Annotated in this window: 21 protein-coding genes; all 21 read right to left on the bottom strand. The window is 38.1% G+C overall.

Features of this window, described 5'->3' with window-relative positions:
* Positions 1 to 421 precede the first annotated feature (421 nt).
* The 21 genes from AO058_RS06365 to AO058_RS06270 all read right to left on the bottom strand — a co-directional run bounded on the left by AO058_RS06365 (position 422) and on the right by AO058_RS06270 (position 23,160).
* Positions 422 to 1,585: a PQQ-dependent sugar dehydrogenase gene (locus AO058_RS06365; RefSeq protein ID WP_198036139.1), complete on the bottom strand. Its 1,164-nt coding sequence runs from the start codon at positions 1,583 to 1,585 to the stop codon at positions 422 to 424.
* Between the two features lie 249 nt (positions 1,586 to 1,834).
* A complete protein-coding gene (locus AO058_RS06360; protein WP_229792206.1) occupies positions 1,835 to 2,839 on the bottom strand; it encodes a PepSY-associated TM helix domain-containing protein in 1,005 nt (334 codons plus the stop codon).
* Between the two features lie 135 nt (positions 2,840 to 2,974).
* Positions 2,975 to 5,359 carry a TonB-dependent receptor gene (locus AO058_RS06355; RefSeq protein WP_041579150.1) on the bottom strand — a complete coding sequence of 795 codons (2,385 nt, stop codon included), beginning with the start codon at positions 5,357 to 5,359 and terminating at the stop codon, positions 2,975 to 2,977.
* 331 nt (positions 5,360 to 5,690) lie between these two features.
* A complete protein-coding gene (locus AO058_RS06350) occupies positions 5,691 to 6,215 on the bottom strand; it encodes a sigma-70 family RNA polymerase sigma factor (RefSeq protein WP_013073435.1) in 525 nt (174 codons plus the stop codon).
* A gap of 426 nt (positions 6,216 to 6,641) precedes the next feature.
* Complete coding sequence (locus AO058_RS06345) at positions 6,642 to 7,895, bottom strand: hypothetical protein (RefSeq protein WP_037317188.1); 1,254 nt, start codon at positions 7,893 to 7,895, stop codon at positions 6,642 to 6,644.
* The gene (locus tag AO058_RS06340; protein WP_013073437.1) at positions 7,867 to 8,304 is read right to left on the bottom strand and encodes a QcrA and Rieske domain-containing protein; all 438 of its coding nucleotides are present in this window, start codon (positions 8,302 to 8,304) and stop codon (positions 7,867 to 7,869) included. Before AO058_RS06340 ends, AO058_RS06345 begins: the two co-directional genes overlap by 29 nt.
* Positions 8,301 to 9,509 carry a di-heme oxidoredictase family protein gene (locus tag AO058_RS06335; protein ID WP_013073438.1) on the bottom strand — a complete coding sequence of 403 codons (1,209 nt, stop codon included), beginning with the start codon at positions 9,507 to 9,509 and terminating at the stop codon, positions 8,301 to 8,303. The genes AO058_RS06340 and AO058_RS06335 overlap by 4 nt, the downstream gene beginning before the upstream one ends.
* A gap of 886 nt (positions 9,510 to 10,395) precedes the next feature.
* Complete coding sequence (locus AO058_RS06330; protein WP_013073440.1) at positions 10,396 to 11,217, bottom strand: universal stress protein; 822 nt, start codon at positions 11,215 to 11,217, stop codon at positions 10,396 to 10,398.
* Positions 11,218 to 11,274: 57 nt separating this feature from the next.
* A complete protein-coding gene (locus AO058_RS06325; RefSeq protein ID WP_008615606.1) occupies positions 11,275 to 11,631 on the bottom strand; it encodes an STAS/SEC14 domain-containing protein in 357 nt (118 codons plus the stop codon).
* Between the two features lie 18 nt (positions 11,632 to 11,649).
* Positions 11,650 to 11,826 carry a hypothetical protein gene (locus tag AO058_RS18500; protein ID WP_013073441.1) on the bottom strand — a complete coding sequence of 59 codons (177 nt, stop codon included), beginning with the start codon at positions 11,824 to 11,826 and terminating at the stop codon, positions 11,650 to 11,652.
* 9 nt (positions 11,827 to 11,835) lie between these two features.
* Positions 11,836 to 13,152: an APC family permease gene (locus tag AO058_RS06320; RefSeq protein WP_013073442.1), complete on the bottom strand. Its 1,317-nt coding sequence runs from the start codon at positions 13,150 to 13,152 to the stop codon at positions 11,836 to 11,838.
* Between the two features lie 18 nt (positions 13,153 to 13,170).
* Positions 13,171 to 13,356, bottom strand: a complete 186-nt coding sequence (locus tag AO058_RS06315; RefSeq protein WP_013073443.1) for a hypothetical protein — start codon at positions 13,354 to 13,356, stop codon at positions 13,171 to 13,173.
* A gap of 3 nt (positions 13,357 to 13,359) precedes the next feature.
* Positions 13,360 to 14,358 (bottom strand): sodium:calcium antiporter, encoded by a 999-nt coding sequence (locus AO058_RS06310; protein ID WP_013073444.1) that lies wholly within the window; start codon positions 14,356 to 14,358, stop codon positions 13,360 to 13,362.
* A gap of 2 nt (positions 14,359 to 14,360) precedes the next feature.
* Entirely contained in the window at positions 14,361 to 15,041 is a 681-nt protein-coding gene (locus AO058_RS06305; protein WP_041579156.1) for a lipoprotein signal peptidase, read from the bottom strand.
* 45 nt (positions 15,042 to 15,086) lie between these two features.
* Entirely contained in the window at positions 15,087 to 15,878 is a 792-nt protein-coding gene (locus AO058_RS06300; protein ID WP_217806691.1) for a cation transporter, read from the bottom strand.
* Positions 15,879 to 15,888: 10 nt separating this feature from the next.
* Positions 15,889 to 17,238: a Na+/H+ antiporter NhaA gene (gene nhaA, locus AO058_RS06295; protein WP_057482990.1), complete on the bottom strand. Its 1,350-nt coding sequence runs from the start codon at positions 17,236 to 17,238 to the stop codon at positions 15,889 to 15,891.
* 97 nt (positions 17,239 to 17,335) lie between these two features.
* Positions 17,336 to 18,739 carry a dihydrolipoyl dehydrogenase gene (gene lpdA, locus AO058_RS06290; protein ID WP_057482989.1) on the bottom strand — a complete coding sequence of 468 codons (1,404 nt, stop codon included), beginning with the start codon at positions 18,737 to 18,739 and terminating at the stop codon, positions 17,336 to 17,338.
* 89 nt (positions 18,740 to 18,828) lie between these two features.
* A complete protein-coding gene (locus tag AO058_RS06285; protein WP_057482988.1) occupies positions 18,829 to 19,257 on the bottom strand; it encodes a Fur family transcriptional regulator in 429 nt (142 codons plus the stop codon).
* A gap of 35 nt (positions 19,258 to 19,292) precedes the next feature.
* A complete protein-coding gene (locus AO058_RS06280) occupies positions 19,293 to 21,845 on the bottom strand; it encodes a heavy metal translocating P-type ATPase (protein WP_057482987.1) in 2,553 nt (850 codons plus the stop codon).
* 277 nt (positions 21,846 to 22,122) lie between these two features.
* Positions 22,123 to 22,884, bottom strand: coding sequence for an AlbA family DNA-binding domain-containing protein (locus AO058_RS06275; RefSeq protein ID WP_057482986.1), 762 nt, complete (start codon positions 22,882 to 22,884; stop codon positions 22,123 to 22,125).
* A 57-nt stretch (positions 22,885 to 22,941) separates the two neighbouring features.
* Positions 22,942 to 23,160 carry an SHOCT domain-containing protein gene (locus AO058_RS06270; protein WP_008615618.1) on the bottom strand — a complete coding sequence of 73 codons (219 nt, stop codon included), beginning with the start codon at positions 23,158 to 23,160 and terminating at the stop codon, positions 22,942 to 22,944.
* Between the last annotated feature and the right edge of the window lie 21 nt (positions 23,161 to 23,181).

Genomic DNA, 23,181 nt, shown 5'->3' with positions numbered 1-23,181 from the left:
AAAGAAACTTTTACAATAGCTGAAGGAACTTCTACCAGCTTAAAACCCGGAATTGTAAAAGTGAAAGGAACAGTTCAGATGAAGAAGATGATAATTTGACTAATGAGTGGAAATTAAATATCATCCAGATTTATTAGCCACTAAAAACGTAGTAATAATGAACACTAATTAATGGCGGACTCCACATCGAGTCCGCCATATTTTTTTAAATTTTAGAAGTAGAATATTCTTTTCTGGTAACAATCTGATACACATAAAAGGAAAATATGTTTGGAAACTATAAAAACTAACGGATTACTAATCATTTACTTTATATGGCTATTTGTTATCATTTCTGAAAGTTAATTTAAATCATTAACCTAAATCTACCTGCCGGCTGGACAGGCTGGCTTTACTATTTCAGAGTTCAGTAAATCGATTATTAGTTATACGATACTCGGTAAATTACGCCATTGGTATCATCACTAACTAAAAGCGATCCATCGGGCAATTCTACCAAACCGGCTAACCTGGCGAATCGGGAAGTACCTTCCTCCATTAAAAAACCTTTTACAAAATCTTCAGCCTTTACAGGCTTCCCATTTTCGAAAGTTACTTTCATTATTTTGTGTCCGGAAGCTGGCCGTCTATTCCAGGATCCCCGAAAAGTTACCAGGGCAGTATTTTTATATTCCGAGGGAAACATTTTCCCTCTGTAAAACTTTAAATTCATTGGAGCGCTATGGGCTGTAAATAACATCTCCGGTTCTGTAGCTTTCTGCGCGTATTCTTTCCAGGTCATTTTTGGCGGTTCATCTGCCTTATTATATTTACCATCGTCGTAGATATACGGCCACCCATAATCAGCTCCCTCAGTGATACGATTTAATTCTTCTTTTTGTTCATCATCTCCCAGCCAGTCAATTCCGCTATCCATCCCAAAAAGTTCCCCCGTCTCAGGATGCCAGTCAAAACCAATGGTATTTCGCAGTCCCGATGCAAATATGGTTCTATTGCTCCCATCAGCATTAGTCCGTACTATAGTGGCATTTTCTTCCCGTGTTTCATCACAGGCGTTGCAGGTGCTTCCAATCGATATATATAGCATCCCATCTGGGCCAAAACCAATCGTGCGGTTGGGGTGCTGACCACCATCTGGTAGGTTCCCTATAATCTTTTCCAGTTCTCCAATAGTACCATCTTCTTTTAACTGTGCCCTGAAAACATCATTTACCGTAACAAGGTAAAACATATCTTCATGAAAAGCTACCCCATGCGCTCCTTCTTTAGTTACTACCGTTTGTTGATGGTCAGGTTTCCCGTCATCATTAGTATCCTTAAGCATCACTACGTCTCCCTCCCTTCGAGAAACATATATATTTCCCTGGGGGCTTACAGCCATCATTCTGGGTTCTCCCAGATTATCTGCGAATTTTTCTATTTTAAACCCCTGCGGTAATTGAAGTTGCGATATCCTCTCTTCGGTGGCCCCAACCATCTTAGGTTTATAAATATGTCCCGTAATATTTTCTGAAATAAGGCTATCCTTCTTTTGTGCCATGATTATACTCGTTGAAAGAAGGAGAAACAGTAAAGCTTTTTTCATAAGTGATTGATTTTCAAAATTTAAACTCATTAAAAATATAACATATGGTTTCGATGGATTGTTAATACATGGTTAAATGAAACTTATTTTTTTCATCATATAAGATTCTAATTGAGCTGTTCGACAGAGGAAAAAAAAATTTAAAACCAACTATATCCGCCTGTCCGGCTAGCAGTACCGTGGCGAAGCTATCGGGGAATTTTTAAGATTAAAAGTTTAAAAAAATTGAAACTAAACACCTGTTCGACGTTATCTTACCGTTCTAAAATAATAAAATCTGAGACCGGTAATAAATAATATTAGGGGGACAAACCCGGAGATAAAAACTAAAATTCTCCCCAGCATGCCTGCCATTTCTCCAATATGAATCGGATAAAATTGTGCTGCTATCTGTTCGCTAACCGGGTCGTCGTTAAAGGATGAGGAATAAATGGTATTACTATTATTATCTAATTTTAATTCCCTGGTTTTTCTTAGACCGGGGTTTATAAATCGGTTTTTGATATATCTAAATTGATACACTTCATTTCCATCTTGAGGAAAATAAATTGCCCGGAGTGCATATTGGTTGTCTGGAGTCTCCAATAAGTGCAGTATATCGATCCCGGTACCTGCTTCAATCTTTTTTTCAGGTTGTTTATTGCCTATAAAACCATCTATTAACTTCAAACCATCCTTATAGTAGCTGTTATAAGTAAAATATCCACCAGAAAAGGCCATTACAGCCAAAGGAAGGGAAAAAAATATTCCAAGTGACTTATGTACATCGTAGTTAAATCTTTTTCTATTTCGTTTCCATTTAATTTTAATTCCCTTTTTAAAATTTGATTTATACTTTTTCCACCATAGAAATAAACCGGAGGTAAGAAGAAACAAGAAAAATATAATAGCACTACTACCTACAATGTATTTGCCAATCTTAGGAATTCCAAGGCTTCGATGGATCTTCAACAAATCTTCAAACAATTTTATGGAAGCTGATTTTTTTCCTAAAGGTACTCCCGTCTCCGGGTGATAATAAAGGGTTTGACCATTCTTATAAATAATGGAAACCGTCTCCTGCTCTCGATAAGGTAGGAATATCTTTGCTATAGTATCTTTCTGACTCCTATAAAGTTCTGAGGAAGTTTTTAATAATGTCTTTTCCGAAAGAGTATTAGTAGATTCCCTTTGTAGTAAGCGTTGATTTAAGGCCGACGTTATTTCCGGCTGCCATACATACATGGAACCAGTAAGACCTGAAATGGATGCCAAAACCCCACATGTTATTCCTAAAAAAAGATGTACTTTCTTAACTATGTTTGAAAATGCTTTCAAGCAATAAATTTTAGTGTAAAATGGTAGTCGTTACTTCTGAATATCAATTCTTAATAACGACTACCACCCCTTTTAAAAATTATAAGTTACACCAAGACGGGCATTCGCTCCCTCCCCAGCTGTAGTAAAAGACCTTAATGGCGCCGCCCATTGAGATCTTGCCGGTAAATAATACTCATTAAGAAGGTTATTGATACCCAAGAAAACATCAATATTACTCTTAATTTGGTAGGTGGCCGTTAGATTTACCAGGGTATATCCATTTACAGGAAATTCCGTATGCCTAAAAGCATAATTTCCTTCCCCATCCTGAAAAGGAGAAAACCTGTTTCGATCTCCTAAACTCATAACATTCAATGAAGTATTAAACTGTTCTGTTGGCTTCCAGGTAACATAAGCCGTTAATTTTGGAGCAGAAATGACATCACCACCAACATAACTTAAATTATTTTCATCATCGTTTGGGTTTTTAAGCCCTTCCACATACGAATAAGAAGTCCCAATAAGTAGTTTATTGCTTGGGAGAGCATAATCTATTGCTACCTCTCCACCGAATATTTTCTGAGGTTGTTCAGAAGGTATAAACGAGTTTAGTTCATCACTAAATACAACACCAGTACCTAAATTAGAGGTACTGTAGTATCCTACAGCCTCTAAACGAAAATTATTAAATTTTGAAATAAACCCGAATTCATAGTTATTGGTAACTGCGGGCTCCAGTTGAATGTTGTCTATACTTTCAGCTCTTGCAGATCTTAAAATAGAACCTAAATCAGCTATGGAGAAACCCTGGGAATAACTAATGTAGGGAATGAATTCCTGATGTTCAATATACCGGACTCCCATATTAAATGCCAGATTATCGAACGCCAACTCTCCGCCCTGAACGGAGACCGAAGGATTAAAGTTACCATCTCCTTTAGGTGAATAGGGAAGTGTATTATAATTGGCAATATCCATTTTTAAATCATCGTATCGTAATCCAGCTTTAAAGGCCCATTTTTTATCTAGTTTTAAAGTGGTTTGTAAATACGGTGCTACGCTCATCAGTTCGATATTCGGCACCCAAAGCCTTCCATCTAACAGCCCCTGATTAGTCTTATCCCTTAAAAGATCCAGTCCATAGATCAGAGATATATTCATATCGCCATACAAATTGAACTGAGTATTAAAATTAGGTCTTAAGCCATACTTTTCTGAATTGATCACGGATTGCCCTCCGTCTTCGAATTTATCAGAATAAAAGAAAATACTTTTGGCTTTGGAATAATATAGATCGGTTTCAAAATCTGTGGTACCGGAGAAAATATTATTTAAATTGTATTTTAACCTCCCATTTATCAATTCGGAACCAGTTGGTTCCTGTCCAGGAATTGATCCTTCGATACCATAACCCGGTTCTAAAGAGTAATCCCCTTGGTCATTAAACACCTGAATATTTGCAAAAACCGGAATAAAAGGAGAATCCTGAAGTGATTTATAAAGATTCCCGTTAATGGTTATTTTTTGATTAGAAGAAAGGAGATATTCCAGTTTTCCATACGTGCTGTAAATATCGGTATTATCTAATCCATAAGTAGGAAGTAAGGGAATCCCTTCAGCATCGTATTTATTCCCGGTATGTTCTATACTTCCGCTTATATAGTAACTAAACTTATTAAATTGTCCGGAAAAGGATTGATATACCCCATATCCCAAGGCATCTTGGCTATTGGAAAGTTGGGAGGTTCCCCAAATATCAGTAGTGCCGCTCAATTTTTCTGAAGTGGTTGGATTTTTGGTGATATAATTGATAAAGCCTCCACTACCACCATTTCCAAATATTGAAGTAGCTCCTTTGATTACTTCAACTCTGCTTATATCGTTAGGATTAATACTTTTAATTCCCAATTGTCCATTACGTAGCGGGGTGGATTGAGGGATTCCATCTACCATAACGAGTAATGACCTACCTCTTAATGTTTGTCCCCAATTGGAAAATGTTCCTGTGCTTACAGCAAGACCGGGCACTGTATATGCTAGAATCTCGTTAATATTGGAGGAGATTTTAGTAAATTCCCGCAGCTTTTCTGAGTTCACCACAGTAACAGAAGCTGGAATTTCTGAAAGATATTCCGGGTTCCTGCTTGCAGAAATCACCACTTCATCCAAACTTCCATACGTATCCTGAAGGTTCACACTATAGGTTGTTAAGGAATCTCGTCCAATTTCTATAATTTGCTCTATAGTTTGATAACCCAACATTTTGACCGTTACCTTCCAGTTTCCAGGGGGAACCTCCTGGAGTTTATAAAACCCGTCAAAATTTGTAGTAGTTCCTTTTTGTAATTCCTCGATATAAATAGAGGCACCGGCAATAGGTTCATTTGTTTCATTTTTTATTTCCCCTTTTAATCCTGATTGGGAGAAAGCAGAGAGGCTTAAGGCCATTAAGGCGAGAAAAGTAATGTGTTTCATTATTCTTATTTAGATTTATTAAAAATAAATGCAAATATAGAAGCCTCTTTTAATTACACCAAGAAAATTTGATTTTTTTCAATGGAGTGGAGTGGAGTGATCACAGCCCTCTTGAAGATAATTGGTAGATTATTTTTTGATTTAATATAATGATTAAAAGCAATTTTTTACTCAAAAAGGATTGGCATAAAAAATATGATATTGGGAAACAACTAAAGTTACCATTCTATCCCTTTCTCAGTTTTTAATCGTTTCATTATGAAATGCTAAAATCCTATTATTTAACAATACCTGTTATCTGCGATGGATTTGTGGGCGGATGTATTTTTAATTATGATTTACAAATAGAGCAATTGGATTCTCCAATTAATTTGCCATCTTTATCAAACTCGTATTTACAACATTCATTGAATTTTTGTTTTAAAATATCTTTAGCTCTTCGTGTTCTAGCCTTGACATTTGTAAGACTTATTTCTAAGATTTCAGCCGCTTCCTTTTGTTTTAGTCCTTTGATATAAATCAATTCAATTATCTTTTTATAAATATCTGGTAGTTCATATACGAATTTATCAAAACAGCATATTGACTGATATTTTTCTAAAGCAGTTTCATTCTGTAAATTAACACTCGGTAAATAAACAGATTCTTTATTGAAGTAGTTTGCTATCTCGTTTCGAGCAATTTGAAAAATCCAGGCTCTTACTTTTTCATCATTCTCAAGTTGATGTAATTTTTTATGGATTTTTAAAAATGTATTTTGAAAAATATCATTTGTAGCACTTTCATTTTTTACTTTTTTGAGAATAAAGAAGAATAACTCTTCATTGAAATTGTGCCAAACTTTTTGAGTCTCCATAGTTCAAAAATAAATAAAGGTTAGCTTTTAAACCAACCTTTATTCAATTCAGCAACAATCGCATTTACCACATTCACATTTTGTACAAGGGCAATTGTTATCTAAACAATTTATGCAATTACATTTAGTGCAATCACAATTAGTACATTTACAATCATTCATACTTATAAATTTTATTGTTTACTACGGAGACCTTTAATTTTCTAAAAAGATACATTTAAATTGAATTTTCTTTTAAAATATGGCTGCAGACTCATGTTAAGCATTTTATTGACTAAGCTTTGCGCCTGGAACATTTTCTCCAACTTCTCTAAAAAACTGAGAAATTTTAAGCCTTCTGCTTCGTAATATTGTAATTATCCGAAAGATAAACTAATCATGCTACCCCGAGCAGCCCACTCCATTAGTTAAAAAAGCATATCATTCTTAAAAATAGGTGCTAAAACCTAGGTACCAGGTGGCCGTTTTTGTGGCTGGATTATTTAAAATGTCATTCTGCCACTGATAACGATAATTCAACCTTAAAACCGTTGCAGGTGACGGTCTAAAACTTATGGAAGGAGTAACCGCAATTAAATCATCCCCTATATTTGTATTAGTTTGAGTGAAGTTACCAATATTAAAATCAACATAATCTGTCCGAGCGGAGACGTTTAAGGATGCATTTTCCCAACCGAACATTTTCTTTTGCAACACTGGTTGAACTACATCCAGAAAAAATCCTGCTTGTTTATTTCCAAACTGTTGCGTAAATGTTTTTGGCACATCCACCCACACATAAGCGCCTTCTCCAACAATATAAGTGCCGGTTGATTCAATAGTAGTGCTAAGATCAATAGCGAAGACATCCACCCTCCTATTCTTTTCATCTATCTGTAGTCCATCTTCCATTACACGATTGTATGTACCGCCCATATAAGAAAAACCAACCTCACCTATATTTCTATTTCCTATAGCGAGTTTTGTAGTAATTAAAGGGTCACCGCTGAAATTTTCTTCAAAACGCTCTTCATTTTCTTTAACGGATGAAAGAGAGGTTCGATCTTTTGAATTATTAATTATACTATTGTCAAATCCATTTGAGAGGTATGCTTCATATCCGATAATCCAATCTCCAGTATTTGTTTTACCATACATTCCAAAACCTGCATTAGAAAAAGTGGCGGGTAGTAATTTTACTGCCACATCAGGTCTTTCTACAAACTCCCATTTAGGACCATCGTGATTTTGATTAAAAGCACCGATTGGATTCAAGATTATTCCACCTCGTAAATTGAGAAGAGGATCAAAGGAGATATCCATAGCAGCAAATTCTATGGCAATCTCTTTACCTCCCTCTTCAAACTCTACTTCCGTTAAAAATTTAATTCTTTTGTTAATTGAGGCAGACAGAAATAATGTTAAACGTCGTGCTTGAAAAGATAATCCTTCTGTCAATCCATCTTCCACTGCATATATCGAATTGGCTTCAAGATATCCCCCAATAGATACCGGAGCTTTATTTATTGTTAGAGCTGGTCGATTGTATACCGCATCCATGTTAAGTTGAGTATCTGTTGTATCTGACTTCGTTCTTTTAAGTATATCATCCTCGTTTTGGGCTATTAAATTTCCACTGAGGGTGAACAATATTAAGGTAATGATCAAATAATTAGGAGAATAAAATATAGATGTTTTCATCGTCTGTTTTCGTTGGAAATGTTTTTAGTTTTTGTTCAGCAGGTCCTTGTAATACGGTTCCTTCATTGGAAAATTGGCTTCCATGGCAAGGACAACTATAGATACCCCCACCAACATTAAGCTCGCACCCTCGATGAGTGCATTTTAGTAAGGAAGCTATATAGTCTTCACCAACTTTATATAGACAAATAGGGAATCTGTATTTGTTATTTTGTATAAGGACAAACTCTCTTTTAGACACCTTGTTATTTTTTTCAAGAATAAACTCATGCTTCGCTATGGTTAACTTATCTACCTCTTCCTTTGCTGTAGCATAGTAAATTCCACTGCATGAATGTAAAAAACCTAAACTTGGTATTGTTATAGCAACAGAGGAAAGGGTTTGGATAAATTTTTTTCTTTTCATCATAATGAATTTATAAATTCAAGTAGTTGCTTTTTTTCCTGATTCGATAGGGCATTGAACTCATCCCTTGAATTTTTGGCTTCACCGCCATGCATCAAAATGGCTTCCTCAATACTTCTTGCCCTGCCATCATGTAAAAGAAACAAACCTCCTCCTTGTGAGTTTTCAGAAAGGCCAATTCCCCATAGCGGAGGGGTTCTCCATTCGGATGTTTCAGCAAAACCTTCGGTATATCCATCGTCCAGACCAGGACCCATATCATGAAGTAGTAAATCTGTATAGGGATGAAATCCTTTATTAGATAGTGCTTCGATAGGCGAATATCCCGTTTTCATGCTTGGGGTATGGCAGGCAGCACATTGAATTCGGGAAAAAATTTGTTTGCCAGATACAACATCAGGATCATTTTGATTTCGAGGTATCGGAGCTTTTAAGGTTTTTAAATAAAAAACCACCTCGTTAACTACCTGAGTACTGATTTCCGGGTCCTCTTCCAGCCCGCTATAAGGATCTATAGGTTCAAATAATGATGTAATACCTATATCTTGATTATACGCACCTACTGTTTGATGCAATAAGTCATAACTAATTGCCTTTTTACCAAACCTAAAAATATATTTACCTCCACGTGAAATACTATTTGGCCGAATTTGAACATATTCAGGAGGATATGCGAAATGAGCTCTACCACTTATTCCGTCGCCATTCTCATCATAAGGATCGGCTAGAGAAAGTATACTTTCATCTGGAACAGCATCCAAAAAACCTAATCCTGTGACCGCAGGCGCAACCAAGGTTGTGAAGGGTGCTCCTGGAGGTAGCTTTTCAGGCTGAAACCCCTGAATTGCTTTATTCTGTAATTGATTTTTACCATCCCCAAAGTCTGCAAAAGGATTTCCTAAAGTATCACTTTGACCGAATCTTATAAATTGATTAAACGGGTGACCTTTACCATCCCCAGAATGACAACTAACACAGCTAGTACCTACGAAAACGGGGCCGAGTCCAGTTTCTGCGGTAAATACTTCATCATTGAACGCTATATCCCCATTCAAGAACTGAATCTGCTCTTCAACTGATAATCCTTCTACAGGGCCATCAAGAAGTTCATTTTCCTTTGGAGGAACAGGACCATATTCATCAGCTAATTTTTCACAGGATGTAAAAAAAGCGATAAAAATAATTAGACTTAACCATTCTATTTTCATTACCTAAAATATTATTTAGACAAATCTAAAATTTATTTTTTAATAATCTAAATATTGAAAGTTATTATCTTAAGAATATATTTTTAAAGTTGTAGGAATATATAGTATTAAGCTTCTTAAAAGATTTACCAACGGCGAAAACCTCGTTTGTACGTTTAAAGTTTCTAACTTGGAAGCTTTGTATTTACTCCTATGAGACAGCCTACCTATTAGGAGTATTATGAAGGTTCTCAATAATATGAGTATAATTCTGGTCGCCCCTCCTTTAGAAGTACTTGAATTGAAATACCAGAGAACTCCCGATTCCTTATATTACAGGGAATCGGTTTTTAATTGAAGTATTTTGTTTACAAAAGGTCAATTTTCTACGCCTCTTAAAACTTCAACTTTTAAAAAGAAAAATAATGAATTCCATAGAATCATTAGATTAAGAAAAAGTTGGTAGGTAAACATTTTTAAATAATCAGGGCTTATGAATAAAGTCTTTTAAGACAAAAAAATACAATAAAAATGATGCAATGACCAAAAGGATTAATGAAAAAATTCCAAAAAGCTTTTCTTTTTTAGTTATTTTATTCCGGGAAGATTTTTGACCCTTCTTCTTTCTTCTATTTCTCCTATATTTTGACATTTTTCTTCTACACTTTCTTTTGGGTAAATTGCAAACTTATCGCTTTAAAAAGGGTTTATTCCCTCTAATTAGATAAAAATTCATTGTACTGTAGTCTTACAATTGCCTTAATTTAGGGCACCTAGGATACCATAGGAATATTTCACAAATAATTCTGTGGTCTTACTGAAGGTATGAAGCTCAGGAATTCAGTTAATTTCTAAAAAATAGTGACTTCATAAACTTAAAAATGCAGATTTGTTTTCAATCCTACTATCATTTTAAAATAAGTACAGGAACTTCTGATTTGAAAATCATTTTCCGTCTCAGCCCCAGTTCAGTTAGTTTTTCTATAAAGGCATGTTTCCTGTAAAGTAGCGCCAAAATATCTATGGCATTATCTTTCAAAAAACCGGTTATTTTATCTTCAGTTTTCCCTTCGGAAAAAAGGTGAACAGAAATATTCTGTAGATTAAAAAACTCCTCATAATAGTTTTTTATCTCCTGTTCTTTAATAACTTCATCTTTACTTTTAGCAAAATGAAATATAAAAAGGCGCGCGTTAAATGCCTTTAATAGATCAGCCAGAACCTTTAGTTCCCTATCAGGTTTCAGATTATCTGAATCCAGCGCCAGACAAATTCTTTTTAAACCAAAAGTTTCTAAATCTTCAGGTACAACCAGCACAGGGCAGGGTACATCCTTGCTCACTTTTTCACTGGTAGTTCCTGCAAGGTAACCTTCTACCTCACCTGCACCTTCTGTCCCCATAATTATCAAACCTGCTTTTTCTTCTGTTGCTAATTGATAAATTATATCTGAAGGTCTTCCTGGGGCTACCATACTCTTATATTTTATTGTCGCCAGACGTGGAAAATTTTCGAGAAATTCCAGCATTTTTTCTTTGTACAATTTCTGATAAGAACTAAAGTTGTCGGGAACCGGATAAACTATAGCCCCGTATCCGGCATATTGATAACCTTCAGAATAGGCATGAACAAAGATAATTTCTGAATTTAAAGATTCGGCCACCTTTATGGCATACTCAACTCCAATTTTGGAACTTTGACTAAAATCAATCGGAACTATTATTTTCATGGTTTTTTAATTTTAATTATACATTCAGTTTTTCAATTAATTGTTTAAATAAAAGCTTTATTGTTTAATCCACTTTTTGGCAATCTCCTTTTCCTCTAAGTCAAAATATTTTACTTCAGCATTGGTAAAAGGTTTCATGAACTTTGTAATCCAGTCCTGCCATTTTTTATCACCTACCATGGCGATTTTTTCATAATCTTTTGCGTGGGCAGTATCCATTTTTAGATCTTCCCACAGGCCTGGAAAATCCCAGCCGGTAAAATTCTCCATTTCAAAATACCAGCGTACGTTTAATCCTTTGTCCAAAATAGCATGAATAATGGGATGTACCTTCTCAATATCCATTTCGGATAAATCTCCCGATGCTCTGGTTGCAATAATATTATCTCCTGAAATCTCTATAATTTGTAACATATCTATTTTTATTAATTATTAACCGCCTAAATCGTAAAACCATTCTTCAGCTTTCATAATTCCTTCTTTTATGGCATTTCCCTTAGTATAATTCTTTTCTATAACCAGACTTTTAGCAATTTCCAGGGCTTTTTGCTTCACTGCAGGATGGAGGCCATCCAAACTGGTTTTAAATTCTTCAAAGGTCCATTCCATAGCTTCATTTTAATGGTTGAACAGTTCTTTTTCTTTTTCGGGATCCATCTCATTCTTTGACTTTTTGTCCAAAAAATAATCCAGCACGATGCCCACTATAATTGCTCCCACAAAAGCAACATACACCTGCCAGTTAAACTGAACTACCAGAGACAGGCTAATAATTATGGCCAAAATGGGTAGGATAGGTACTTTCCCTATGGAAAGGGGAACTTTAAAAGGTCTTTCTTTGTCAGGTGCTTTATAACGCAAAACGATGAGTGCAATATTCACAGCTACAAAAACGAGTAACGCCCCTAAAGAGGACATTCCTGCGACAATTTTAATATCTCCCAATAACAAAAATGCCGCTACCGCAGCCATAACCACCAGTGTAGTTACCCAGGGTACTTTCTGTGCATTGGTCTTGGTCATAAATTTTGGAAGCTCGCCCACGCTTGCCATACCGAAAAGCAACCTGCTAATGGAAATAATGCCACTAAAAGCCGCATTAGCCGTAGCAAAAAGTGCCGCAACTGCCAGGGCTACGGGCAACCAGGAATTTAAATTTGAAGCGGCCAGCGACAATGGGGAATTTACCTTTGCTATTTCTGCGGGGTCACTTATATTGAGTACCGTAAAAGATATTAGTAGGTATATAATTGTGGTAAACACCATTGTCAATAAAAATGCCCTCGGAATCGTCTTGCCCGGATTTTTTACCTCGGAACCCAATGCTGCCATATGCTCAAAGCCGGTATAAACAAAAAATAAGGTAGCAGTCGCTGCCAGGGTGCCGGAAAAGGACTCCACTTTAAAAAATTCTGATTTTGGTGGTCCTGTTTCCAAAAGTCCGACCGCAATAAGAATAAACAATCCCAATAGCTGAATACTGACCATAATGATATTGGCGGTAGATGATTTTTTGATGCCCGTAATGCTTATAAATGCAAGAATCAGTAGCACAGCATAGCTAACCAGTAAGGAAGGGATGTTAAAAAACGTATTGAAATACCCTGAAAAAGCAAGTAGCACCGCGGCGATGGTGGCCGAACTGTGAAATGCAATCGTCCAACCTGTTAGAAAAGATGGAATGTCGATTTTTGGAAAAGCTTTCCGTACAAAAATGAATTCTGCACCGGCATTAGGATAGGTAGAGGACAGCTCTGCATACGACATTGCCGAGACACTGGCCGCAATGGCGGCAAAAATAAAACTCAACCAAAGGTCTGTTCCCGCCTGTCCAGCGGCTGCACCAATTACAGTATATATTCCAGCACCAACAATGGTACCTACACCATAAAAAGTAAGGCGAAGAGTACCCAGAGATTTTTTTAATTCTGCCATAATACTATTAGTAATATATTATCCATTTCTATCTAAATTCCTTTTTTCCATCTCTGCCTTTACGATGCCACGCTCAATAGCCTCTTCTTTTGAACAATTTTTGTTCAAATAGAAATCCCTTGCATATTTTAATGCTACTGCTCTAATATTTTCATCCAGCACATTAAGCCTCTCCTGGTAATCCTTAAATAAATCCTCCTTCATTTTTTAAAATAGTTTTAGAACAAAAAACACCATAGTTAAAAGATATACAATATACGCTGCATCGAAAACGAATATCTGCCATCTGCTGAACCCGTGAAGTTCCTTGCTTTGATGGACAAATACTGAATATAAAAGCGGCATCAGTCCTACAAAAGCCAGGTTGACCCAAAACAACTGGAAATCTTCGATTGGGGTCGTTACCAGTGCCAGGGGGAAAAATGCCACTGTCATGGTAACGGCATTATCTGCAATCACACTGGTGGTACCCGCAGTCACTTCACCTCCCTTTACCACACTCCATGTTTTGAATATTTCAGGGGCGGTAGTCATAATTCCGGTGATAAACAACCCTCCAACAATTTCGGAAATATTCAGTGCCGAAACAATATTTTCGGTAGCTTTTACAATAAAAAAAGCCCCCACGGCTATGGCCAGGGCCCCTGCAACCGAAAGCCATATTTTCTTTTTATCCCATTCTACCTTCTGACCCTTTTCCCTGCCTTTTATAATGGCATGCGTTAAAAAAGCCGCATAGGCAGCCAGCATGATCCACCCATCAATGGGTTGTAATCCACGCCAGGCTTTGGGAAGCGTTAATATAGCCACCAACCCGATAATTACCAGATAGGGGATAGATAATACCGAGACGGAACGTTTGTTCAGGGCCAGCAGGTTGGCATCCAAATGTTTTTGATGCTCCTTATTGTTTTTAAACTTTCTTCTGGAAGCAAAGTATGCAATGGTTACCATGAGCGGAATGGAAATGATATTGGAACCAAGCAAATTCCCCAACCCGATATCAGATACCCCACGGGCGGCGCTCGTAATATTTATCGCCACTTCAGGGCTCGCTGTTACAATAGCCAGGAAAGCTGCCCCTGCAGAAGCAGTAAGCCCCCATTGTTTGCGCAGCATCTTTAAAGGGGTAAGGAGTTGATCAGCACCCCAATGGGCAGCCCAAGCTGCCAATCCCAATACTACTACCCAAAGCCAAGCGTTCATAACTAATCGATTTTTATAATTGTCCTGTTACTTTCAGTATATTTCAACTTTTTCTTATCCGATATTTTCTGGTCTTTTTTTTGTTGGCTTTGAAAGATCAGGAGTAAAATCACTCCCGTGCTAATCCAAACATCTGCGGTATTGAATACAGGGTCGAAAAAAGTAAATTCATTACCTCCCCATAATGGCAGCCATTCCGGAAGCCTTGTATCAATAATAGGGAAGTACCACATATCCACCACATTGCCATTTAAAAATCCGGCATAACCACCGCCTGAGGAGAATATTTCTGCAATATTGCGAAGTGCGGGATCACTTTTTTCAAAAATCAGTCCGTAAAATGCACCGTCAATCAAATTGCCCAATGCACCTGCGTATATAAATGCGGCACAGATTATAAAGACTTTTGCATATCCTTCACGTATCATCTTTTTGATATAAAAGGTCCCCCAAATAACGGCTACGAAGCGAAATAGTATTAAAACAAATTTGGCCAGATAACCTTCGCCAAATTTAAAGCCCCAGGCCATGCCGGCATTCTCCAAAAAATGTAAGCGAAACCAATCCAGGCCAAACACAAAATATTCCTCGCCATAATAAAAATGGGTCTTCACATAAATCTTTATGGCCTGGTCTATTACCAACAACAGTAAAATTAATAATGCTACACTACTTTTATTCATAATTTCCTTATTCTTGCCCAACGTCTTGTGCAACATATATTTGCATTATTTAGATAATTTTAAAATTCTTATGGCGCCCCGCATTACAAACGTGAAAACGATGCCGCCAATTACCAAATCGGGCCATTTGCTATCCAGAAAATAGACCAGCACCCCGGCCAGTATCACCCCGCCGTTTACGATGATATCATTGGACGTAAAAATAGCACTGGCCTGCATATGCGCCTCCTTACTTTTGGCCTTATTTATCAACCAGAGCGAAATAAGGTTCCCCAGTAAGGCTAAAATGGAAACTATGATCATCCATTCGAACATTGGTGTTTCACTACTTGTAAAAAACCTTCTTAATACCTCTGCAAAACCAAGTGTTGCCAATGCAATTTGAAAGTAGCCGCTGAATTTTGCCACCTTCTTTTTTCTGGAAATGGCACCACCTACTGCAAATAAACTTAGCGCATATACTATCGAATCTGCCAGCATATCCAAAGAATCTGCAATTAGGCCCATAGAAGAAGAAATCCACCCCGTGGTCATTTCGATAATGAAAAAGCCGAAATTTATCCCCAGGACCCACCAAAGGATTGTTTTCTGTTTGGATTGGTCTTCTATTACGGGAGGCTCGGCTTCTTCGGTCCCCATAAATTTATCACCTAATTTTAATTCTGAAATCGAGGCTTTGATTTCCTCATTCCCTTCAAGGTGATATACTTCAAGTTTTCGATTGGGTATATCAAAATCCAAATATTTCACTTGAGCATAAGATTCCAATTTCATCCGGATCATCTGTTCTTCTGAAGGACAGTCCATTTGACTTACTATAAAAGTACTTTTGTTCATTTCTCCCATATCACTTAACTATATTTTTCCTTCCTTTATTGGAAGTTAATAAGAGAATTACCGCACCGCCAATAGCTGCAAGTAATGAAGCTATCAAAATGCTTATTTTCGAAATTTTAATCAATTCCTGATCATTAAATGCGAGATTGGTAATAAAAAGGGACATGGTAAAGCCAATTCCCGCGATCATACCAATTCCAATTATATGTTTCCAGTTTAGTGTAATATGTAATTCGGAAACTCCAAGTTTTTGCCCGATCAATGTAAAAATACCAATCCCTGTTACTTTCCCAATAGCTAATCCCAAAAGGATCCCCAGCCCTAAAGAACCGGAAACAACCTCAATTAAATTTACATCGAGCTTTACTCCCGCATTCGCGACTGCAAAAATTGGAATGATAAAGAAAGCATTGAAATCAACAAGGGAATTTTCCAGTTTGAGCAAAGGAGGCCTTGAATTCTCAGTATCTGTTTTAATAGCTTTTAAAATTATTTGTTGTTTTTTATCCTGAAGAGGATTTAATTTTTCCAGCTCTGTTTTCTCAAGATTAGTAACGTTTGTGGCGGTCCTTTCTTTTAATATTTTACTGTCTAATTTGGGCACTATTGGAATGGTAATGGCAAAAAGTACTCCCGCAATAGTTGGATGGATCCCCGAATTAAGGAAGCAATACCATAAGATGATCCCAATAATAATATACCAAATCAAATTTTTGATCCCAGTCCAATTCATTAATAATAATAACCCAAATGCCCCCATGCCCGATCCAAGGTATATCCAGCTCAACTCGTTGCTATAAAACAATGCTATCACCAATATGGCACCTATATCGTCAGCAATAGCGAGGGCTATTAAAAATGTTTTTAACTGCCTGGGGACATTTTTTCCCAGTAGGCCAATAATCCCTAGTGAATATGCGATATCGGTAGCCATAGGGATGCCCCAACCCTTTATATTTTCAGTGCCTAAATTTAGGCTAATAAAAATGAGGGCCGGAACTGCCATGCCACCTAAAGCTGCCAACAATGGGGCTGAGGCTTTTTTAATTGAAGATAATTCCCCCACCATAACCTCCCTCTTCAATTCAAGGCCGGCAACCAAAAAGAAAATTGCCATTAGGCCATCATTGATCCATTCTTCAATTGTTAGCCCAAAACTAAGATGCTCGGAAAATTCAAAAAGCAATTCATCGCCAAGAAAATGATGATAGGCACCTGCCCACTTTGAATTAGCTAAAAGAAGGGCAACTATAGTAGCAATTATTAAAAAAATCCCCCCAGCTGTTTCCCTGTCGAGGAACTTTGTTGCCGTTTCCCTGATATACCCAATAGTGGATTGATTTCGAACTGATTGCCCCATTTTATCTTATCTGTTTTTTGAGTTCATTACTTAAACCTTAATATTTCAAAAAGCTCAGTAGCGTCTTAATTTTTAAGAACTTACTGTTAGGTCAACTTTAAATATGCAACGCCCTGTCTTCGGTAGCTGCCAGACAGGCCTCCTTAAAGGTCTCGGAAAATGTGGGGTGACCGTGTGACATTCTTGCAATATCCTCGGCAGCCGCCCTAAATTCCATCGCTACCACCGCTTCGGTATAACTGTCTGCTATGCGAGGGCCTATCATATGCACGCCCAATATCTCATCGGTTTCCTTATCTGCGATTACCTTGATAAAACCATCCGTATCCATACTTATCTTCGCCCGTGCGTTTGCCTTATAGGGAAAAGAGCCCGTTTTTATACTTCTATTGGTCTTCTTCAGTTCTTCTTCCGTCAAGCCTACACCGGCGACCTCAGGCTGGGTGTACACGATATTTGGGATAAGGGAATAATTGATATGTGGCTTTTGACCTGCTATGCTTTCGGCTACAAAAACGCCTTCTTCACTGGCTTTATGGGCAAGCATTGCCCCCCGGATTACATCCCCAATGGCATACACACCCTTGACATTGGTTTCAAGGTTTTTATCTACCGTTATCTGTCCTTTCTCATTGGTTTCCACTCCTATATTTTCAAGCCCTAAACTGGCGGTGTATGGTTTTCGGCCAATGGCCATAAGACAGTAATCGCCATCTAAACTCATTTCTTCTTTATCGGAAAGATTTTCCGCTTTCAATTCTACTTTATCCTCAGTTGCCGTTGCGTTTGTCACCTTATGTTCCAAATAAAAATCAATTCCCTGTTTTCTAAGGGAACGGTGCAATTGATGTCCCAGTGCGCCGTCCATAGTGGCGATAAGGCTATCAAAATATTCTACTATGGAAACCTTTGAACCCAGGCGGGCGAATACGGAACCTATCTCAACACCGATAACGCCACCCCCAACGACCATTAAGTGCTTGGGGATTTCCTGTAGGGCAAGGGCTTCGGTGGAAGAGATGATACGCTTTTTGTCTATTTTAATATTGGGCAGTGAAGCGGGTTTGGACCCTGTGGCAATGATGATTTTATCGGTTGTTATGGTTTCCGTTTTGTCCCCGCCCTTAATCTCAATCGTGTTTTTGTCCTTGATGGTGCCGTGGCCTTGATAGACGGCAACCTTGTTCTTTTTCATCAGATAATCAACACCATTGATGATTTCCTGTACCACATCCTGAACCCTTTGGTTCATTTTCAGGATATCGACATTGGCCTCTTTAACATCAATCCCAAAATTTTCGAATTGATGCTTGAGTTTGTAATAATGCTCAGAGGCTTCCAACCAGGCTTTTGACGGGATACAGCCCACGTTAAGGCAGGTGCCGCCAAGCGTGTTGTACCTTTCAATAATGGCTACTTTTAATCCTAATTGGGCGCAACGGATCGCACTTACATACCCGCCCGGGCCAGATCCTATTATAGTTACATCAAATTTTTCCATATTCACATTTTTTTAAGTTAGTTACGGTGGAAAAAACCTTAAGCTTGACCATTGGGGGCTGGGATTCAGGCTTAAGGCACTCCCACCTATTATTTTTTACTACAGTTTTTACATATCCCTTTTAAAACTAGGTTCACATCGTTCACCTCATACTGGTTTGGCAAACTCTCTTCCGATATTTTATTTGGTAAACAGATTGTTTTCTTACAATTGGTACAATGAAAGTGCATATGTAAATCTGTACTGTGTTTACCTTTGGCGTTTTCATCGGAAATCGCATATTTTGCAAAAGCAGTTCCATCGTCAATTTGGTGCACCATGCTTTTTTTCTCAAAGAGCTTTATCGCCCTGTAGAAAGTGGTCTTATTGGCTGTTTTGATATTTTTATTGATAAAGACTTTTTGCATTTCATTTAAACTTACTGCATAAGTTTTCCTTTTGAGGTATTTGTAAATTTTCAACCTCATTTCAGTGGGACGTATCCCTTTTGACGATAATTTTTTTTCCGTTTTTGTCATTTTATATTCTTTCGAAAAACAGTCTAAGTCCGGATCTAATCTTTTTTATAAGCCAAAAGCCTTAACGCATTAAAAACCACCAGAAGCGTCGAACCTTCATGGATTACTACCGCCACTCCAATATTTGCCAAGCCGAATATGGTTGAAGGTATAAGCAGGGCCACAATACCAAGGCTAACCCAAAGGTTTTGCCTGATAATCGCCTTTGCCTTCCTGCTTAAACCTATGGCAAAGGGCAGGGTTTCCAACTTATCGGCCATTAGCGCAATATCCGCCGTTTCCAGGGCTACATCACTTCCCGCAGCACCCATAGCTATTCCTACAGTGCTGTTTGCCATGGCAGGGGCATCATTAACGCCATCGCCCACCATTGCCACCTTGGATTCCTTTTCTTTTAATTCTTTTATAGCATCCACTTTTTCTTCCGGTAATAAACTACCCCAGGCATCGGTCAATCCTATTTCTTCTGCTACTGCGTCTGCTACCTTCTGGTTATCACCAGTAAGCATGATCATTCGTTTAATTCCTATTTCTTTTAATTTTTTAAGGGTTCCCTTGGCGGCTTCACGAGGGGTATCCATTAATGCAATGATGCCTATATATTCTTCATTTTTTCGTATAAGCATTGTTGTATTTCCACCACCTTCAAGACCACGCACTTTCGTAGCTATTTTTTCGGAAGGTGTACTCTCATCAAGCCCTTCGTACAGGTCGAGGTTACCTATATAGATTTTATCATTGCCAAATGATGCTTTAATCCCTTTACCCAGAACTGCCTCTAAATTAGAGGCATTTGGGATTTCCTCGCCTTCCAGACGCTCTTTTCCATCACGAACTACAGCTTTGGCCAGGGGGTGATCACTAAGACCTTCCACGGCTACTGCTATTTTGAGAAGTTCATTGTCTGAAATATCCCCAAGTGGCACCACTTGGGTAAGTTTTGGCTTTCCTTCCGTTAGAGTTCCGGTTTTATCAAAGGCTAGGGCGGTAATAACCCCCAGGTCCTCCAGAGGGCGCCCTCCTTTAATTAATACCCCGCCACGGGCAGCTCTGGCCACTCCACTTAATACAGCACTTGGGGTCGAGATTGCCAACGCACAGGGACTTGCAGCTACTAATACGGCCATCGCCCTGTAAAAGCTGGCGCTAAAGGGTTCGTCAATAACTAAAAAAGCAAACAAAAGAATCCCGACCAAAATAAGGACGGACGGCACAAAATATTTTTCAAATTTATCGGTGAGCAACTGGGTAGGCGATTTTTGAGTCTGAGCTTCGTTAACCAGTTTCACCAATCGGGAAAGCGTTGAATCTTTGGCTGCTTTGATAACTTTAATCTCCAAAGTATTGTTCCCATTGATCGTTCCGGCAAAAACGCGGTTTTCATCTTTAATATCATCTACCTCTGAGTAATCCTTCTCAACATCTTCTACGGGAACTTTATCTACCGGTACACTCTCCCCGGTTATTGGAGCCTGGTTAACACTACTCTGCCCATCTACCACTACGCCATCTGCAGATATTTTACTATTTGGTTTCACCACAATGATATCCCCAATATTGAGTTTTTCGATACCAACTTCTTCCGTTTTACCATTTTTCTTAACCAAAGCTGTTTTTGGCGCCAGTTCTGCCAGTGCAGCTATAGATTTTCGTGCTTTGTTCATTGCATAATGCTCCAAGGCATGCCCCAGGCTAAAGAGAAATAATAACAAAGCTCCTTCAGCCCATTCCCCAAGAATAGCTGCTCCTATAGCTGCGACCAACATGAGAAAATCAATTTCAAATCCACCTTTGGCTACGGTCTGTATGGCTTCTTTTGCTGTAAAGTAACCTCCAAAAAAGTAGGCACCTATGTATAGGGATAAGCTGACCCATTCCGGTATTGATGTTACGTAGGACAAACCAAAACCAATACCCAAAAGAGCACCACAAATAATAGCAAAAATAAGTTCGGTGTTTTTCCCAAAAATACCTCCGTGGGCGTGGGAATGTTCTTCCCCGGCCCCGTGGCTATCCGCTTCTCTATGATTCTGGAGATCAGTATCTTTATGCTTTTGTTCTTCTATATCCCTTACCTTTTCTTTATTTAAATTTTGAGGATTCTTTTCGGCAGATTTAAAGCCCTTATTCTCAGCAGAGGAGCTTTTTTTAACTTGTAGGTTTTCTTTTTCGAGCTTTGTAGTTATCTCATCAAAACTTGTTTCCCGTTTATCATATTCTAAACGGATCATTCCTCCGGCATTGGCGGAAGCTTCCAAAACACCATTGATATTCAACAGACTCTTTTCTATAGTCCTTGCATGCCGGGTATGTCTAATCCCCTCAACCTCTATAAGCAAATGTCCATATTTCGCGGTAATTTCAGCCCCGGTTCTTTCTGCCAATGATTGAATGCGGTCAATAGAAATTATATCCGGATCGTAATGAAAGCACAATTGTGGCACCGTATCTTCCTGATCATCCGCTATGTGGACTTTTTCAAGGCCATTTTCGGCTTCCAGTTCCTTAATTAGCCTTTCCACACAAGCGTCTTTTTCATTAGGTACCTGTGGAAGGATTACGGGAATTTTGATTTTTAGTTTTTTCATATCCTTAGTTATTTGTATCCAGTTTTTTGCTTGTTCCTTATCCTGAAGGTCAAAATATTTGACTTCTGAACCGGTAAAGAAATGAGTAGCTTTAACGACCCATTCCTGCTATTTTTTTCGCCTACAAATTTTATGACTTTTTTCGATGATATTGTGGATTAGCGGATGGGTTTTTTATATCCTTCTTCGTGATTCTACCATTGATTTTAGCAGCAATCAAGTTTTCTTTTTCTATGTCCAATACCTATATCATTTTTTCAATTTTATAGGGTTTATATTAATTTAAGTGTATCTCCAAATACTCCAGAGCCTCAGGCATATCCAACTCGCGGGTTCCGTTCCCGGTTCTGATAAAGAAATGCGAACGATCGCCCAAATTCAAATACACAGGTTTTTGTGATTTGTGAACCCTTACATAACAGATATCCTTTTCTTCGAATTGGTAAAAGGCCACTTTAACCAAAGGGCAAAAATGAGTGCCGAACTTGAGGGACACCAATTGCATTATATATTGCTCAAACCCGTCCTTGCCAGGTTTTTTTAAAGTACCGCAATCCTGTTCCAGCCCCAGAATACTACCTTCATCATCAATTCCGATAATTAAATGCCCTTCTTGGGTGTTCATAAACCCGGCAATTGTTTTTGCTATTACGTCCTCCAAAGCCTTATTCGGTTTAAACTGCCTCAAATCCCATCTCAAGGTAGATTTAAATTCTACTTGCTGGTTTTCTCCTGCCGCAATCAGCTCCCTGATCTCCTCCAGCTTATCTCTTCTTCCGGTCAATTGAAATATTCTTTGCCTGACCATAAACATAAGCGACAAGGCAATGCCCAGCAGTCCAAATAGCAATTTGATGATGGCTTGATCCAAATCCCATGAACTAACTTCCTGCTGATATGAAGCAAGCAGAGATTTCCACCATTCGCCATTACCTCCCTGCATGTCATACATGTGGAGTGAAATAACCAGGGGCTGTATTATAAATAAGCCAAGGGCTAATCCAATGAATATAAAAACAAATACTTTGCGTTTTTTCATTTTTACCTTCTTTTATAAGCCATAGGTGCCATCGCTTTCGATGCCTGTGCCTTATAACTACTTCTTCTTATCCTGAAGGACTTTCTTCTTTTGTTCAAATTCCTCATCGCTTATCTCGCCCCGGGCGTATCGTTCTCTCAGGGCTTCCATAGCCTTATCCTTCCGTCTATTTTGTCCCGGGGTGGGATAAGGAATTAAGAATATCCAAAAGATGAGGATTATCCAAAGCCCCCACCATATCCAGTGCATTCCCCCAAAATTCCAGTTGTCCATCATAATCTTTCTGTTTAAATTTAT

It is taken from the genome of Salegentibacter sp. T436 (genome assembly GCF_001932675.1).
GTDB classification, from domain to species: Bacteria; Bacteroidota; Bacteroidia; order Flavobacteriales; family Flavobacteriaceae; genus Salegentibacter; species Salegentibacter agarivorans.
Note: the sequence above shows the minus strand (reverse complement) of the source record. Positions and strands in the feature narration are given on the sequence as shown.